Genomic DNA, 15,727 nt, shown 5'->3' with positions numbered 1-15,727 from the left:
CAAGAATGGGTTCAGTGTACTAAGGCCAGGATGTCGGCCGGGATCGTTAACGGGTTCGCCGCATGGCAACATGAACGCCATGAGCACAGGCGACCGCAGGGACGGCGTTCCGACGACGGTGACCTCGATTCCGCTCGTCGACCCGCATGCCCCCAAGCCCGACCCCTCGATCGGCGACCTGGTCAAGGACGCCACCGCGCAGGTCTCCACCCTGTTGCGCGCCGAGGTCGAGCTGGCCAAGGCCGAGATCACCCGGGATGTGAAGAAGGGCCTGACCGGCAGCGTGTTCTTCATCGCGGCGCTGGTGGTGCTGTTCTACTCGACCTTCTTTTTCTTCTTCTTCCTGGCCGAGCTGCTCGATACTTGGCTCTGGCGCTGGGTGGCCTTCCTGATCGTGTTCGGCCTCATGGTGCTGACCACCGGCGCGCTCGCGCTGTTCGGCTTCCTGAAGGTGCGACGGATCAAGGGTCCGCAGCAGACAATCGAATCGGTCAAGGAGACGCGCGAGGCGCTGACACCCGGCCACGACAAGGGTGGGCTGCCCGCCGTCCCGACCAGGCCGGCCACCGACCCGTCAGGCTGGTAATGCCCCCACCCGACCCGTCGATCACCAGGATCGAGGGGCCATGGCGGCATCTGCAGGTGCACGCCAATGGCATCCGCTTCCATGTGGTGGAGGGCGAGAGTTCGCAGCCCGACCGTCCACTGGTCATCTTGTTGCACGGGTTCGGCTCATTCTGGTGGTCCTGGCGTCACCAACTGACCGGGCTGACCGGCGCGCGGATCGTGGCGGTCGATCTGCGCGGTTACGGCGACAGCGACAAACCACCCCGCGGTTACGACGGCTGGACCCTGGCCGGGGACACCGCCGGGCTGGTACGCGCCCTGGGGCACAAGACCGCGACGCTGGTCGGGCATGCCGACGGCGGCCTGGTGTGCTGGGCGACGGCCGTGCTGCACCCCCGCGTGGTGAACGCGATCGCACTGGTCAGCTCACCGCACCCGGTGGCCCTGCGGGCCTCTACCCTGACCCGCCGGGACCAGGGCCGCGCCCTGTTGCCGTCCATGCTGCGCTACCAGCTGCCCGCGTGGCCTGAACGCATGCTGACCCGGCACGACGGCGCCGAGTTGGAGCGTCTGTTCCGCAGCCGGGCCGGGGCCAAATGGCAGACCAGTCAAGACTTCTCCCACACCATGGGCCATCTGCGCCAGGCCATCCAGATACCGGGTGCCGCGCACTGCGCGCTGGAGTATCAGCGGTGGGCGGTGCGCAGCCAGCTGCGAAGTGAGGGCCTGCGGTTCATGCGGTCGATGAAACGTCCGATCAGCGTCCCGGTGCTGCACATGCGCGGTGACGCCGATCCGTATGTGCTGACCGACCCGGTGCACCGGACTCAACGCTATGCGCCGCACGGCCGATACGTATCCATCACTGGTGCCGGGCATTTCGCCCATGAAGAACAACCCGAGGCGGTCAACGAGCAGCTGGGCCGTTTCCTGGCCCAGCTGCGCGCCACCTGATCAGGAGTTGATGCACGTCCCGGTTGGGACCCGCTGGGTGTTGCCGACCTTGGCCAGCTGGTGCTCGACTTCCTTGGCGGTCAGCACGAATCCGGTGTCGGCGTCGTCGACTGCCGCACCGAACACCACACCGAGCACCTTGCCCGCGCGGTTGATCATCGGCCCGCCCGAATTGCCTTGCCGCACCGTGCCCCTGACCGTGTAGACCTCGCGGGTGACGGTGGTGCTCCGGTAGATGTCGGGCCCGTTGAGCTCGATGATCTCGCGGACGCGTGCCGGGGTGGCCAGGAAATCGCCGCCACCCGGGTAACCCATCACCACGGCGTCGGTGCCCTTGGGCGCCGGTTGTTCGGCGAACTGCAAAGGCGTGATCGGCAGATCCGGCACGTCGAGGATCGAGATGTCGGCGTTGGGGTCGTAGGACACCACGCCCGCGTCGTAGGTCTTGCCGTCGGCCTCGATGGTGACGCTGTCGGCACCGGCCACCACGTGGGCGTTGGACATCACGCGGTTGGGTGCGACCACGAACCCGCTGCCCTCCAGCACCTTCTGGCAGCTCGGCGCGACGCCACGGATCTTGACCACGGCGGGCCGGCTCGTCGTCACGATGGGATCGGTGGCCAGCGCGGCGTCCGGGGCATCGACGTTGACGATCGGGGTCCGGCCGAACGGTTCGAGCACGTCGGGCAGGCCCGAGGTGTCCAGCAGGGCCGACAACCGGTTGGGCACCGAGCGCATCCAGGTCGGCGCCACCTTGTCGACCTCGCTCAACACCCGCGAATTCTTCACGGCGGCAGCCAGATTCGGCTGATCGGAGGATGTCAGCAAGCTACCCAGCAGCCATGACGCGACCAGGACCGCGACCAGCATCAGGCTCACCCCGACCACCGAGTCCAGCACCCGGAAGAACGGGTTGCGGATGGTGCCGCGCACGGCACGGCCCAGCACCACACCGGCGATCTCACCGATCACCACGAGCGCGAGGATCAGGAACAGCGTGGCGAACAGCTTGGTGCGGTCACCGCTGACGTGCGGGATCACGTGCGGCGCCAGCAGCACGCCCGCCACGGCGCCGAGCACGACGCCGATAAACGACAGCAGAGAGCCGAGCGCGCCGGAGCGCCAGCCTGAGATGGCTGCGACGAAGCCGATGCCGAGGATTGCGAAATCGAGCCAGACCGAGGGTGTCATCTATATCCACTTCAACATGGGGCTTCACCGTAACCGTTGTCATGCCCGACGAGGGCCATTGCGTCATCGAGTCCGCGGACGTCCTCGGTGTTCCACGGCTTGGCCCAGCCCGCGACGTCGAGGATCGCCGAGATGACCTGGCCGGTGAAACCCCACACCAGCATCTCGTTGAGCAGGAATGCCGGCCCGGCGAACCGGCTGGTGTTGGCCTCGCGGTACACCATGAGCCGGTTTTCCGGGTTGATGAAGGCGCGTACCGGAACCCGGGCGACGACCGCGGTCTCCGATTCGTTGACGACGGCCACCGGCCCCGGGTCGGGCGAATACGCCAGCACCGGGACGACGTGGAACCCCGACGGCGGGATGAACATCTTCTCCAGCGTGGCCAGCGGGTACAGCCGGTTGGTGTCGATGCCGGTCTCCTCCCACGCCTCCCGGAACGCCGTGCCCACCGGACCCTGGTCGCCGGGATCGGTGGCGCCGCCGGGAAATGCGGCCTGACCGGCGTGGTGGCGCAGGGTCGAGGCGCGGACCGTGACCAGCAGGTCGGCATCTTCGGGTAGCAGCGCGGGGTCGCCTTCGGTCGGTCCGGAGAACAGCACCAGCACCGCGGCGTCACGGCGGGCGCCGGCCTGGGCGGCTTGATGGTTGGCTTCGACGATGCCGGCCAAAACTTCCGGGGGGACCCGCCTGCGGTAGGCGTCGGGCACCTGGTCGAGGTTGTCTACCAGCGGCTTGAGCCAGGCCGGGGCGGCATCCGGGAACAGCCCGTCGCGCGTCGATCTCACCCCGGGTGCTCCTATCGGCTAGAGCGGATCTTCTCGTCGACCGCCGCCGCGATCTCGTCGGCGCTGACGAAGGAGCGGGGCAGGGTCCCGGCCACGCTACCGTCCGGGCGCAGTACCACCGTCGCAGGCATGACGTTGGGCACCTTGAGCGCGGCCGCGACCAGTCGCCGGCCGTCCTGCAGCGTCGGCAACCGGACCCCCAGTTCGGCCAGGCGCACCAACGCCGCGGTCTCGTTCTCGTCCTGGTGCACGGTCACCACCAGCACATCGTCGCCGACCCGGCGCTGGTATTCGGCCATCGCGGGCAGCTCGTCAGCGCATGGACCGCACCAGTAAGCCCACAGGTTGAGCACCACGGTCCGGCCCGCGAGCGCGGACGCCACGTCGACAGGTTTCCCGTCTCCGGCGCAGTCCAGGGTGATGCCGCGCAACGCTTCGGATCCCGGCCCCTTCCCGGGGGCTGGGCACGGCGGCAGATCCGCACGGGCACGGGGGCCGGCGAGCGCCTCGGGGGTGTCGGCGTCACGGTGATCGCGGGAGGTGGACTGCGCCGGCCCGGCCTGCGGGGCGGGCTCGTCGCGCAGCTCCATCCAGAACGCGGTGCCCAGCGCCACCAGGACCACCAGGACCGCCACGGTCCAGCGGGCCGATCTAGTCATCGCGCGTCACAGCCCGGCCAGCGCCAGCAGATGCTCGGTCTCGGGACCTTTGACCAGCGCGGCAGCCGTTTCCGGGTCGGTCGGGCCGAGCCCGAACGACGGGCAGTCCTTCGCCAGGACGCACACGCCGCACGCGGGCTTGCGGGCATGGCAGACCCGGCGGCCGTGGAAGATCACCCGGTGACTGAGCAAGGTCCATTCCTTGCGTTCGATGAGCTCGCCGATCGCGAACTCGACCTTGACCGGATCTTCCTCGGCGGTCCAGCGCCAGCGCCGCACGAGCCGCCCGAAGTGCGTATCGACGGTGATGCCGGGGATGTCGAAGGCGTTACCCAAGATGACGTTGGCGGTCTTGCGGCCCACCCCGGGCAGGGTCACCAGGTCTTCGATGTTGTCGGGCACCTCGCCGTCGAACCGGGCCACCAGCTCCTGGCCCAGCCGGATCAGTGAGTTGGCCTTGTTCCGGTAGAAGCCCGTCGGCCGGATCAGCTCCTCCATCTCGGTGCGATCGGCCTGCGCGTAGTCCAGCGCGGTGCGGTATTTGAGGAACAACGCCGGCGTCGTCAGGTTCACCCGTTTGTCGGTGCTCTGCGCCGAAAGAATGGTCGCCACCGCCAGCTCCAGCGGATTGGTGAAATCCAGCTCGCAGTAGACATGTGGAAATGCCCGGGCCAGTTCACGATTCATCCGTCGGGCCCGGCGAACCAGGCCCAGGTGGGTTTCGGTGTCCCACTTCTTGGACCGGCGCGTTTTCCCAGTTGGGGCGGCAGACGCAGTCACGTCAGTCAGCGTACTGACCTCGACGGACATTCGACTGCGCGGACCGGTGATGATTCGTGACCCCACTGAGACCTACGCCGTGTTAACTACTGCCTTGTGTCGTGGTTGCTGGTAGCGCTCATTCCGGGGTTGCTCATGCTGGCGGCGTTCGGGCTCGAGCGGCTCGAGTCGGGGTTGGACAGAGAACCCGCCCCAGCCGCGACGGCCGTCCTGCCTCGGGTCAAACCGCTCATGATCGACCTCGATGGTGAGCGTTTGCCGACGCGGTACTACGAGCCGCAGACCATAAATACCGGGTTTCCTGCGTCTCGACATGTCAATCGTGTGTAGCGTGGGCTAGTCGCGAAACCGCGTACCTCTAGACTGAGCAGGAAGTATCAGTAAGAGGACAACACACCCAATAGCTTAAGGGGCAACGTGGACGAGATCCTGGCCAGGGCCGGAATCTTCCAGGGCGTCGAACCGACCGCCGTTTCGGCGCTGACGAAGCAGTTGCAGCCCGTCGACTTCCCGCGCGGGCATACAGTCTTCGCCGAGGGCGAGCCCGGCGACCGCCTGTACATCATCATTTCCGGCAAGGTCAAGATCGGCCGCCGTTCGCCGGACGGCCGCGAGAACCTGCTGACCATCATGGGTCCGTCGGACATGTTCGGTGAACTGTCGATCTTCGACCCGGGGCCCCGCACCTCGAGCGCCACCACCATCACCGAGGTGCGCGCCGTGTCGATGGACCGTGACGCGCTGCGCGCGTGGATCGCCGACCGTCCCGAGATCGCCGAGCAGCTGCTGCGCGTTCTCGCCCGTCGTCTGCGTCGGACCAACAACAACCTGGCCGACCTGATCTTCACCGACGTGCCCGGCCGGGTGGCCAAGCAGCTGCTTCAGCTGGCCCAGCGGTTCGGAACGCAGGAGGGCGGGGCGCTGCGCGTCACGCACGACCTCACGCAGGAAGAGATCGCCCAGCTCGTCGGTGCGTCCCGCGAGACCGTCAACAAGGCACTGGCCGATTTCGCCCACCGCGGCTGGATCCGGCTGGAGGGCAAGAGCGTTCTGATCAGCGACAGCGAGCGGCTGGCACGGCGAGCGCGCTAGTCGCGTAGGTAGTCCAGCTGGGCCTGCACGCTCTTCTCGGCGGCGTCCCAGAGTTTCTGGTCGACATCGGTATAGACGTGTTCGACGACCTTGCGGGCCGAGGCGTCTTCGCCGAGTTCCCGTAGTGCCGCCCGTACCTGGTCCAACCGCTCCTCGCGGTGGGCCAGGTACATCGCGGTCACCGCTTGCAGATCGGGAAGGTCCGGCCCGTGCCCGGGAAGCACCGTGCGGGCGCCCAGGCCTTGCAGCCGGTGCAGGGATTCCAGATAGTCGCGCAGGCTGCCGTCCTCGGTGTCGATGACGGTGGTGCCGCGGCCCAGCACGGTATCGGCGGTCAGCACCGCGTCATCGAGGACGAACGACAGGGAGTCCACGGTGTGGCCGGGAGTGGCCATCACCTTGATCCGCAGACCGGCCGCGTCGATCACCTCGCCGTCGGTCAGCGGGCCACCCAGCCCCCGCAGGAAGCCGCTGCCCACCGAACGGACGGTGGCACCGGTCAACTCCACGAGTTTGTCGATTCCGCCGGTGTGGTCCTCATGCTTGTGGCTGATCAACACCAACGCGACGGTCCCCAGTTCGGCGATGCGGGCGATGTGCGCCGCATCGTCGGGACCGGGATCGACGACGACGATCTCGTCGCTGCCCGGGCCGCGCAGCACCCAGGTGTTGGTGCCCTCCAGCGTCATCAGGCCCGGGTTGTCGCACAGCAGTACCGAAGCCGACACCGTGTCCGATTCGACGACGGGCCGGAGCAGCCCGTAGGCCGGGTGCTCCAGGCTCGCCGCAGAGGTCACGCGACCTCCGCCCGATAGTCGCTCACGCGACCTCCGCCCGATAGTCGCTCACGCGACCTCGACGATGATCTCGACCTCAACGGGCGCATTACGCGGCAGCTCCGACACGCCGACGGCCGACCGGGCATGAGCGCCGGCCTCGCCGAAGATCTCACCGAACAACTCCGAGGCACCGTTGATAACGCCTGGCTGCCCGCTGAATCCGGGGGCGGAGGCCACGAAGCCGACCACCTTGACGATCCGGACGACGGAGTCGATGCCCACCAGCGCGTGCACGGCGGCCAGCGCGTTGAGACCGCAGATCCGGGCGAGTTCATTGCCCTGCTCGGGGCTGACCTCGGCGCCGACCTTGCCGGTCGCCTGCAGCTCGGCGGCCTGGATCGGAAGCTGACCAGCGGTGTAGACCAGGTTTCCGGTCCGCACCGCGGGCACGTAGGCGGCCAGCGGTGCGACCACGTCGGGCAGTTCGATGCCCAGTTCGGTCAGCCGTGCGCTCACGCTCATTTCGGCCGCTTCAGGTAGGCGACGTGCTGCTCGCCGGTCGGGCCGGGGAGCACTGAGACGAGCTCCCAGCCGTCCTGTCCCCACTGGTCGAGAATCTGTTTGGTGGCATGGGTCAACAACGGCACCGTGGCGTATTCCCATTTGTTCGCTTCGCTCACGCCGCCCACCTAGTTCCTTCGCTCATGGGCCGAGCTTATCGGTCGGACCCTCAGCCTTGGTTAGCATGCACTGGTGGCAACCACTGAGAGCGGCGCCAAACATGTCGGCTGGCCGTCGCGGCTGACCAAAGCCCGACTGCACTTCGTATCGGGCAAGGGCGGCACCGGCAAGTCCACCGTCGCCGCGGCCCTGGCCTTGGCCCTGGCCGCCGGGGGTCGCAAGGTGCTGCTGGTCGAGGTCGAGGAGCGCCAGGGCATCGCGCAGCTGTTCGACGTGCCACCGCTGCCGTATGAGGAAGTCAAGGTGGCCACGGCCGATGGCGGCGGTCAGGTCAATGCGCTCGCGATCGACATCGAGGCCGCGTTCCTGGAATACCTCGACATGTTCTACAACCTCGGCCTGGCCGGCCGGGCGATGCGCCGCATCGGGGCCATCGAGTTCGCCACCACCATCGCGCCCGGTCTGCGTGACGTGCTGCTCACCGGCAAGATCAAAGAGATCGTGACCCGCACCGCCAAAGATGCCAAGGGCAAGCGTGGCGTCTACGACGCCGTGGTGGTGGATTCCCCTCCCACCGGCCGTATTTCGCGGTTCCTCGACGTCACCAAGGCGGTGTCCGACCTGGCCAAGGGCGGCCCCGTGCACTCCCAGGCCGATGGCGTGGTCAAGCTTCTGCACTCCGAGCAGACCGCCATTCACCTGGTGACGCTGCTGGAGGCACTGCCGATCCAGGAGACGCTGGAGGCCATCGAGGAACTCACCGAGATGGGGCTGCCGATCGGCAGCGTCATCGTCAACCGCAACATCCCGGCGTACCTGCCCGTCGAGGCTCTGGCCAAGGCTGCCGAGGGTGACATCGACGCCGACGCGGTCCGTGCCGGCTTGGCCAAGGCGGGAATCACCTTGCCGGACAATGATTTCGCCGGTCTGCTCACCGAGTCGATCCAGCACGCCACCCGGATCGCGGCCCGCGCCGAGAGCGCCGAACTGCTCGATGCGATCGACGTACCGCGTCTCGAGCTGCCTGCGCTGGCCGACGGTGTCGATCTGGGCAGCCTGTATGAACTCGCCGAAGCACTCGAACAGCAGGGGGTCCGATAGTGAGCAGCAAACCGCCCGCCCTTGACATGCATTCCATCCTGTCCGACACCGCCAACCGCGTCGTAGTCTGTTGCGGCGCAGGCGGAGTCGGCAAGACCACCACTGCCGCGGCGATGGCGCTGCGGGCCGCCGAATACGGCCGCACCGTGGTGGTGCTGACGATCGACCCGGCCAAGCGGCTGGCCCAGGCGCTGGGCATCAAGGATCTGGGGAACACCCCGCAGCGGGTTCCGCTGGCCCCTGAGGTCACCGGTGAGCTGCACGCGATGATGCTGGACATGCGCCGCACATTCGACGAGATGGTGGTGCAATACTCCGGCCCGGACCGCGCCGATTCCATTTTGGAGAACCAGTTCTACCAAACTGTGGCGACGTCGCTGGCCGGCACGCAGGAGTACATGGCGATGGAGAAGCTCGGCCAGCTGCTGGCCGAGGACAAGTGGGATCTGGTGGTGGTGGACACCCCGCCGTCACGCAACGCTCTGGACTTCCTCGACGCGCCAAAGCGGTTGGGCAGCTTCATGGACAGCCGGCTGTGGCGGATGCTGCTGGCGCCGGGCCGCGGGATCGGGCGGTTGGTCACCGGCGCCGTCGGACTGGCCATGAAGGCCCTGTCCACTGTGCTGGGGTCGCAGATGCTCTCCGACGCAGCAGGTTTCGTGCAGTCACTGGATGCCACCTTCGGCGGGTTCCGCGAGAAGGCCGACCGGACCTACGAATTGCTCAAGCGGCGCGGCACCCAGTTCGTGGTGGTATCGGCGGCCGAGCCCGACGCCTTGCGCGAGGCGTCGTTCTTCGTCGACCGGCTGTCGAATGAGCACATGCCGCTGGCCGGGCTGATCCTGAACCGCACCCACCCCACGCTGTGCGATCTGCACGCAGAGAAGGCCGAAGAAGCCGCCGACGAATTGGCGGCCGAGGATCCCGAATCGCTGGCTGCCGCGGTGTTGCGCATCCATGCCGATCGGGCACACACCGCCAAGCGCGAGGTTCGGTTGTTGTCCCGATTCACCGGCGCCAACCCGCATGTGGCGATCGTCGGCGTGCCGTCGCTGCCGTTCGATGTGTCAGATCTCGACGCGCTGCGCGCGATCGCCGATCAGATCACCGGAGAGGCGGCCGACGCCGCCTGACCGGCGCTCTCCAGATATCGGCGGATCTCGCCGCCCAGCAGGCCCATCGCCTCCAGACACGGATCGCGATGGTCCTCCCCCCAGGTCCAGTTCGCCAGCACGGCGTATCCCACCCGGTGTCCGCCGGAAGGGTGTCCGACGCATCCGATGTCGATGCGCGCATCGGCGATGGTCCCGGTCTTGTTCCAGAGTTCGAAACCCGCGTCGAGCTCGGTGTGGGCCAGTGGGTCCAGGCCGAAGGCCCCCGCCACCATCGACAGATCGGTGTTGACGCTGAGCCATCGCCGCACCCGCTCGGACGCCGCGGCGCCGTGGATGTCACCAGCGTGCAGACGTGCGACGAAGTCGCACAGTTCAGCCGCGCTGCCCGTCGAGAGGGTGAGGGGATCATCCTGGGACCGGTTCAGCCGCACCCGGTCCCGCAATCCACTCGCGGTGAACCCGAGGTCGACGGTGGCGCGTTGCACCTCGTCGAGCCCGAGCCGGCGAAGCAGCATGTTGGTGGCCATGTTGTCGCTGACCGCACCGATCAGCATGCACAAGTCGTCGATCCGTTGGTCCTGCTGCCGCAACAGGTAGAGGATGCCGGAATCGGCCACCTGGTCCTCGGCGGTCGCGGCGACGACTTCACCCGGGTCCAGGGTCACGTCGTCGAACCGGCGCGCCACCTCGGCCAGTAGGAAGACCTTCCCCACACTGGCCGTCTTGAGCACGCGGTCCGGCGCGTGCTCCCACAGGGTCCGGCCGGTACTCAGGTCGGTGATGCGGGCCGACCAGGTCGCCGCCTCGGCCAGCCAAGACGAGGCCCGGGAGAAGAAGCCGCTCATGCCACTTCGGCGACTTCGGAGTCGACGGGTACCCGCCCGAACCGCTTGCGCAGAACGTAGGCCACCACGACCACAACGAGGCTGAGCACGCTGGCCAACAGCTGGACCCGCTGATCGACGTCGAACAGCATGGCAACCAGGACCAGTACGAAACACGCGATCACCACGATGGTCAGATACGGGAAGAACCACATCTTCAGCGTCAGCTTGGACGGGTCTTCGCGTTCGATGGACCGTCGTACCCGCAGTTCGGAGACGCCGATCATCACGTACATGAAGATCGCCACCACGCCGCAGGAGTTCACCAGGAACAGGAACAGCGAATCGGGGGCGATGTAGGCGAGCACCACCGAGATCCAGCCGATGACCGTACTGGCCAGCACGGCCCGGGTCGGGACCCCGCGGGAGTTGGTGCGTACCAACCACTCTGGTGCGTCACCGTGCGATGCCAGCACCCGCAGCATGCGTGAGGACGTGTAGATCGACGAGTTCAGCACCGAGAGCACCGCGGTGAGGATGACGAAGTTCATGATCACGCCGGCACCGGGGATGTGCAGTTTGTCCAGGGCGGCGACGTACGGGCTGGACAGCACGGATGCGTCGTTCCACGGCAGGATGCACACGACCAGGAAGATGGACCCGACGTAGAAGAGGATGATCCGCCAGATGACCCCGGTGGTGGCCCTGGCCACCGACTTGGCCGGCTCGGCGCTCTCGGCGGCGGCGATGGTGACGATCTCGGCTCCGCCGAACGCGAAGATCACCACCACGACGGCGCCCAGGATCGACCCGACGCCGTTGGGCGCGAACCCGCCGTGGGACACCAGATTGCTCAGCCCGCTGGTGTCGCCCGGCCACACTCCCGATATCCACAACAGGCCCAGCACGATGAAGGACACGATGGCGGCGACCTTGATGCCGGAGAACCAGAACTCGAATTCGCCGAACCAGCGCACCGAGATCAGGTTGGTCACGGTCATCACGGCCATCAACAGCATGGCCATGATCCACAGCGGCAACCCGACCCAGACGGACAGGATCTTGGCTCCCGCAACGGCTTCCACCGCGATGATGATCACGTAGTAGTACCAGTACAACCAGCCGAGCGTGAAGCCCGCCCACGGTCCGATTCCCATCCTGGCGTAGTCGGCGAATGCACCGGTCCGCGGCTTTGCGACCACCATCTCGCCCAGCATGCGCAGGGTGCACAGCACCAGCGCACCGGCCAGAACGTAGGACAGGATCGCGGCGGGACCGGCAGTCTTGATGACCGCGCCGCTGCCCACGAACAGCCCGGCACCGATCGCCCCGCCGATCGCGATCATGGTCATGTGCCGCGTTTTCAGCGACCTGGCCAGGCCGGAGCGGGGTTCGTCGGCCGAGGACAACTGGGATTTGGATTCGAGCATGTAGGCGGTCGCAATCAGTCGGAGGGTCAGGCGGACGGGAACAGAGGTAACGGCACAAGAGACGGTTCGCCGGCCTCGGCGACGATCTCTTCGGTCGTTTGGGCCCGACGGGCCAGCGACCAGCGTCGGTCGCCCTCGGAGTCGGTCCCCACGGTGTACACGGCGGGCCTGGGCAGCGCGTTGTACGAGAAGTGGGTGGAGAAGTAGTAGCCGCCGGTGTCGGGCACGGCCACCAGGTCGCCGGCACGCACGAAGGGTAGATCGCGGCCGACTGCCAGCATGTCACCGGTGAAGCAAGCCGGGCCTGCGACATCCTGCACCTGCGGCTGCTCGACCCGGCGCCGTCCCTGCCCGTCGTAGACCTCGATCCGCAGCGGCCACTCCGCCGATCCGAATATCGTGCGGGTGGCGACCTGCACGCCGGCATGGGTGATGGCGATCGGCCGTCCACCGGTGACCTTCGTGTATTCCACCCGGGCGACGATGGTGCCGGCCTTTGCGGTGAGCGCCCGGCCGAATTCGGTGACCAAACCGTATGTGCCGTCGAATAATTCGGGCGCCACACCTTCCAGGACGGCGCGGTGATCGGCGAAGGACGGGGTGATGTCGTCGGAGCCGAAGTTGACCGGCAGTCCCCCGCCGATGTCGATTCGCCGCACCTGCTGATGACCGACGCGGGCGGTGATCTGCCGGGCGAGCTCGTCGATGAGGCGGACGCCCTCGGCGGCATGTTCGAGGCTCAGGCCCTGGGAGCCACTGTGTACGTGCAACTGGGTCAACCACGGCCGGACCGCGAAGGCGTCGATGATGTCGTCGCGGTGGTCGGCCAGCCCGATTCCGAACTTGGAGGTGGCAGTGGCCGTGCTCATCGCGCCGATGGCGCCTGCGCCGGTCTGGGGATTGAGCCGCATCCCGATCACCGCCCGGTGCCGGCCCACCCGGGCGATCGCCTGATCGACCCGTGCCAGTTCCTCGAAGTTGTCGATGTTGAACGACACCCCCAGCGCGAGCGCTCTCTCTATCTCCGTCGTGGTCTTGGCCGGGGAGTCGAAGACGATGCGTTCTGCCGAAAAACCCGCGGCCAGCGCAAGTTCGAGCTCACCGGGGCTGGCCACCTCGCATCCGAAGCCCGCCTGGGCGAAACGCGCGAGCACCGGGCGCAGGGTGATCGCCTTGGCGGCGATGGTGTGCAGTGCCGGCATGCTCGGCGGATAGGCCTCGGTCAGTGACCGCATCAGTTCATCGAGGGTGTCCAGGTCGACGACTCCGCACAGCGGGTGCAGATCGTCGATGAATCCCTGCCGAACCGCACCGGCGACGATTTCGCCGCGCCGGTCAAGGAGTGTGTCTGGGCCCGGCAGCGATTGCCCGGTACGCAGTGGTGCATCAATCACAGATAAACCCTATGAACGCAGCCATCGGTGGTGAGAGCCATAGGGGCTGAGGAATTCCGCGCAAATTGTCGTCGGATTCGGAGGAGGTCCCCGAGGCGTTGATGGCGGTCTCTCCGAAATGCACTAATCGGATCCGCGATTCTTGTCGATGTCGACGGGTGCGGGGCCGGGGCGGACCTCACCGGATCGTTCCCACACCAGTAGGCCCAGGGACGCGCGGAGGCGGGCTGCCTGCGAGTGCAGATCGATACTGGAGACGACGCGGATCCGATCCAGTCGATACCTCAGGGAATTGGCGTGGATGCCCAAATCGCGGGCCGCTTCGCTCAGATTGCCCGGGTGGTCGAGCACGGCCGCGACTGTGTCGATGAACGCCGTGCCGTGGTCGGTGTCATGCCGGCGCAGTGCCCACAGCGGTTCAGTGATCGCGTCGGCCACCGGACCGAGCAGATCGGCTGCCCTGACCAAGGTCAGCGCGTCCTGCACGTCGGCAGCGGTGAGGACCGGCCGCGGGTCACGCGGCTGATGCGCGACGCTGAGTGCGGCCGCGTCGAGGACCTGACGCGCGACGATCGCGGAATTCTGCAAGTAGGCAATGGTGTCGACGACGGGGCCGACCGCTACCGGACCGGCGTGCGCAGCGGCAACCCGTGTCAAGTGCCTCGACAGGCACTGCGCCAGATCCGCCTCGCCGGACTCGTCGTCCAGCACCGGCAGCACGGCGAGCAGATCCTCCCCGACCCGCGCCGTCCTGGCACCGGCCCGCAACGCCTGAACATGGAACATCAGGGAGCGCGACGCGGGCGTGTCGGAGCCCAGCGCGACGACGGCATGTCTGGTATCCGGTTGCAGCCCGAGCAGCGCTGCCGGGACTCCGGGGTCCATCCCACGCGAGAGCAGGTCGACCAGGGCCGACTCCTGGAGACGGCGTTCGTATTGGTCGCGGTGGACTTCGCGCAGCATCATCGCCGCGGCGGTATGCCGTACCTGCAGCAGCAGCTGTCGTAGTTCTTCTCGATCGGTGTCGTCGTCCAACGCGGCCCAGATGGTGCCGAGCGTTTCGGCGCCGGACTTCATCGCGACGACCATGCGGGCCGGGTCGTCATCCTCGGCGTTGCGCACGACCACGTCATCCGATCGCCAGACCGCAGGCAAGAACCCGGTGGACATCAGCCGCTCGACCCGCCAGGCAGGTACCGCGCCACCCAGGATCGTCTGGTTTCGGATCGGATCGACACCCGGCCCGACCACGGCATACGCCAGGACTCGGGACTCCAGATCCTCGATGGTCACCGCAGCGCCGGTCTGGCTGCTGATCCAACGGGCCAGGGCCTGCAAGTTGTCCACCTGCGGGTCCGGGCTGACGATGCGGCCCGCACCGAGCAGGCGTACCAGGACCCGGAACAGCTCGCTCCAGCCCACCCATGGCGAACGCCGGAACAACCTGGTGGAGTGGCTGGGCAACATCGATACGTCGGTCGTCGCGTCGGGTGGAAGCACAACGGCCGCAGCGGTTCCCACCTCATCGAGCAACGACCCGAGCGCGAAGCGATCGTCGACGCGAGTGCTGACCAATACGATGGCGCCGCTGTAGTCCGTCCCCGGGGCTCCCGGCTCATGCAGAGCAACGTCAGTCAACAACGGATCGTCGCCGGTTTCGGCCGCGGGTAGCGGCATCAACATGCCGGCGGCACCAGAAACCATCGCCGACAACGGGACAACGCTGGCAGGTTCACTCACTGCCGCTGATTACCATGTGCCACAACCGAATACACTACCGTCGGCTGAATTTTGGCGCGCGCGGGCCGGGTGAGCCCGCGTAAGGGCATCGAGATTAGACCGCGCTGCGGTGGTGCTTACGCTGGGCGGCGAAGAACTCGGCCCAGGAGATGACTTCGGGATGCTGCTTGAGCAGCGCACGACGCTGACGTTCGGTCATCCCGCCCCAGACTCCGAATTCCACGCGATTGTCCAGTGCATCGGCACCGCATTCGAGGATCACCGGGCAGTGCCTGCAGATCACCGCGGCTTTGCGTTGTGCGGCACCGCGTACGAACAACTCGTCCGGATCGGCCTGACGGCAGCGCGCCTGCGAAACCCAGGCGATCCGTGCTTCGCCCTCGCCTCGATGGACCAGGTTGGCGGCTGGGGCGGAAGCGTTCATCTTGTCTGCGACAGTTCGTGTACCTGACACCAGCGATCCCTTCGTTCCAGCCATCTCCCCAGATGGCGGGCGTTGAACCTTCCGGTATAGAACGCCGTTGCGATCTACGCCACATTGCGCCAGCCTGTGTTACCTGGATCGCACTGTGTGTCCAAGCTAGGTGGTCAGAGGGTATTTACGCAACAGTTTGCGAACCACTTTTTTGGGA

At 67.0% G+C, this 15,727-nt stretch carries 17 protein-coding genes; 5 read left to right on the top strand and 12 right to left on the bottom strand.

From position 1 onward, the window contains the following. Window positions 1–79 precede the first annotated feature (79 nt). Both BN2156_RS23420 and BN2156_RS23415 read left to right on the top strand, forming a co-directional pair. Window positions 80–586 (top strand): phage holin family protein, encoded by a 507-nt coding sequence (locus tag BN2156_RS23420; RefSeq protein ID WP_090517606.1) that lies wholly within the window; start codon window positions 80–82, stop codon window positions 584–586. Further along, on the top strand, window positions 586–1,521 hold the full coding sequence (locus tag BN2156_RS23415; protein ID WP_090517238.1) for an alpha/beta fold hydrolase: 936 nt from the start codon (window positions 586–588) through the stop codon (window positions 1,519–1,521). The genes BN2156_RS23420 and BN2156_RS23415 overlap by 1 nt, the downstream gene beginning before the upstream one ends. Here BN2156_RS23415 and marP read toward each other — a convergent pair whose 3' ends face one another. From marP to nth, 4 genes are read right to left on the bottom strand one after another with little or no spacing between them, the layout of a single operon-like run. Then, window positions 1,522–2,712, bottom strand: coding sequence for an acid resistance serine protease MarP (gene marP, locus BN2156_RS23410; RefSeq protein WP_090517237.1), 1,191 nt, complete (start codon window positions 2,710–2,712; stop codon window positions 1,522–1,524). 11 nt (window positions 2,713–2,723) lie between these two features. Next, window positions 2,724–3,500 (bottom strand): NUDIX hydrolase, encoded by a 777-nt coding sequence (locus BN2156_RS23405; protein WP_090517236.1) that lies wholly within the window; start codon window positions 3,498–3,500, stop codon window positions 2,724–2,726. A gap of 11 nt (window positions 3,501–3,511) precedes the next feature. Beyond that, a complete protein-coding gene (locus BN2156_RS23400; protein ID WP_090517235.1) occupies window positions 3,512–4,159 on the bottom strand; it encodes a TlpA family protein disulfide reductase in 648 nt (215 codons plus the stop codon). Window positions 4,160–4,165: 6 nt separating this feature from the next. Further along, the gene (gene nth / locus BN2156_RS23395; RefSeq protein ID WP_090517605.1) at window positions 4,166–4,939 is read right to left on the bottom strand and encodes an endonuclease III; all 774 of its coding nucleotides are present in this window, start codon (window positions 4,937–4,939) and stop codon (window positions 4,166–4,168) included. A 417-nt stretch (window positions 4,940–5,356) separates the two neighbouring features. Between nth and crp the strand changes: the two genes are divergently transcribed. Next, window positions 5,357–6,031, top strand: a complete 675-nt coding sequence (gene crp / locus BN2156_RS23385) for a cAMP-activated global transcriptional regulator CRP (RefSeq protein ID WP_003883807.1) — start codon at window positions 5,357–5,359, stop codon at window positions 6,029–6,031. Here crp and BN2156_RS23380 read toward each other — a convergent pair. The 3 genes from BN2156_RS23380 to BN2156_RS23370 are packed head-to-tail and all read right to left on the bottom strand — an operon-like array spanning window position 6,028 to window position 7,490. Continuing rightward, complete coding sequence (locus tag BN2156_RS23380; RefSeq protein WP_090517233.1) at window positions 6,028–6,828, bottom strand: MBL fold metallo-hydrolase; 801 nt, start codon at window positions 6,826–6,828, stop codon at window positions 6,028–6,030. The genes crp and BN2156_RS23380 overlap by 4 nt on opposite strands. A gap of 48 nt (window positions 6,829–6,876) precedes the next feature. Further along, window positions 6,877–7,332: a RidA family protein gene (locus BN2156_RS23375; protein WP_090517232.1), complete on the bottom strand. Its 456-nt coding sequence runs from the start codon at window positions 7,330–7,332 to the stop codon at window positions 6,877–6,879. Then, a complete protein-coding gene (locus tag BN2156_RS23370; protein ID WP_090517604.1) occupies window positions 7,329–7,490 on the bottom strand; it encodes a Sp36 family protein in 162 nt (53 codons plus the stop codon). Before BN2156_RS23370 ends, BN2156_RS23375 begins: the two co-directional genes overlap by 4 nt. A gap of 70 nt (window positions 7,491–7,560) precedes the next feature. Here BN2156_RS23370 and BN2156_RS23365 point away from each other — a divergent pair, with 70 nt between their 5' ends. Beyond that, window positions 7,561–8,592 (top strand): ATPase BagA, encoded by a 1,032-nt coding sequence (locus tag BN2156_RS23365; RefSeq protein ID WP_210436709.1) that lies wholly within the window; start codon window positions 7,561–7,563, stop codon window positions 8,590–8,592. Next, on the top strand, window positions 8,592–9,725 hold the full coding sequence (locus BN2156_RS23360; protein ID WP_090517230.1) for an ATPase BagB: 1,134 nt from the start codon (window positions 8,592–8,594) through the stop codon (window positions 9,723–9,725). The genes BN2156_RS23365 and BN2156_RS23360 overlap by 1 nt, the downstream gene beginning before the upstream one ends. Here BN2156_RS23360 and BN2156_RS23355 read toward each other — a convergent pair. From BN2156_RS23355 to BN2156_RS23335, 5 genes are all read right to left on the bottom strand, one after another. Continuing rightward, complete coding sequence (locus BN2156_RS23355; RefSeq protein ID WP_090517229.1) at window positions 9,692–10,552, bottom strand: serine hydrolase; 861 nt, start codon at window positions 10,550–10,552, stop codon at window positions 9,692–9,694. The two genes, BN2156_RS23360 and BN2156_RS23355, sit on opposite strands and share 34 nt — an antisense overlap. After that, the gene (locus BN2156_RS23350) at window positions 10,549–11,961 is read right to left on the bottom strand and encodes an amino acid permease (RefSeq protein WP_090517228.1); all 1,413 of its coding nucleotides are present in this window, start codon (window positions 11,959–11,961) and stop codon (window positions 10,549–10,551) included. The genes BN2156_RS23355 and BN2156_RS23350 overlap by 4 nt, the downstream gene beginning before the upstream one ends. A gap of 26 nt (window positions 11,962–11,987) precedes the next feature. Continuing rightward, window positions 11,988–13,355 carry a type III PLP-dependent enzyme domain-containing protein gene (locus tag BN2156_RS23345; RefSeq protein ID WP_090517227.1) on the bottom strand — a complete coding sequence of 456 codons (1,368 nt, stop codon included), beginning with the start codon at window positions 13,353–13,355 and terminating at the stop codon, window positions 11,988–11,990. A gap of 123 nt (window positions 13,356–13,478) precedes the next feature. After that, entirely contained in the window at window positions 13,479–15,095 is a 1,617-nt protein-coding gene (locus BN2156_RS23340) for a PucR family transcriptional regulator (protein ID WP_090517226.1), read from the bottom strand. Between the two features lie 94 nt (window positions 15,096–15,189). After that, window positions 15,190–15,519, bottom strand: coding sequence for a WhiB family transcriptional regulator (locus tag BN2156_RS23335; RefSeq protein ID WP_003883813.1), 330 nt, complete (start codon window positions 15,517–15,519; stop codon window positions 15,190–15,192). Window positions 15,520–15,727 lie beyond the last annotated feature (208 nt).

The organism is Mycolicibacterium neworleansense, from assembly GCF_001245615.1.
GTDB classification, from domain to species: domain Bacteria; phylum Actinomycetota; class Actinomycetes; order Mycobacteriales; family Mycobacteriaceae; genus Mycobacterium; species Mycobacterium neworleansense.
This window is presented reverse-complemented; position numbering and strand designations above follow the sequence as displayed.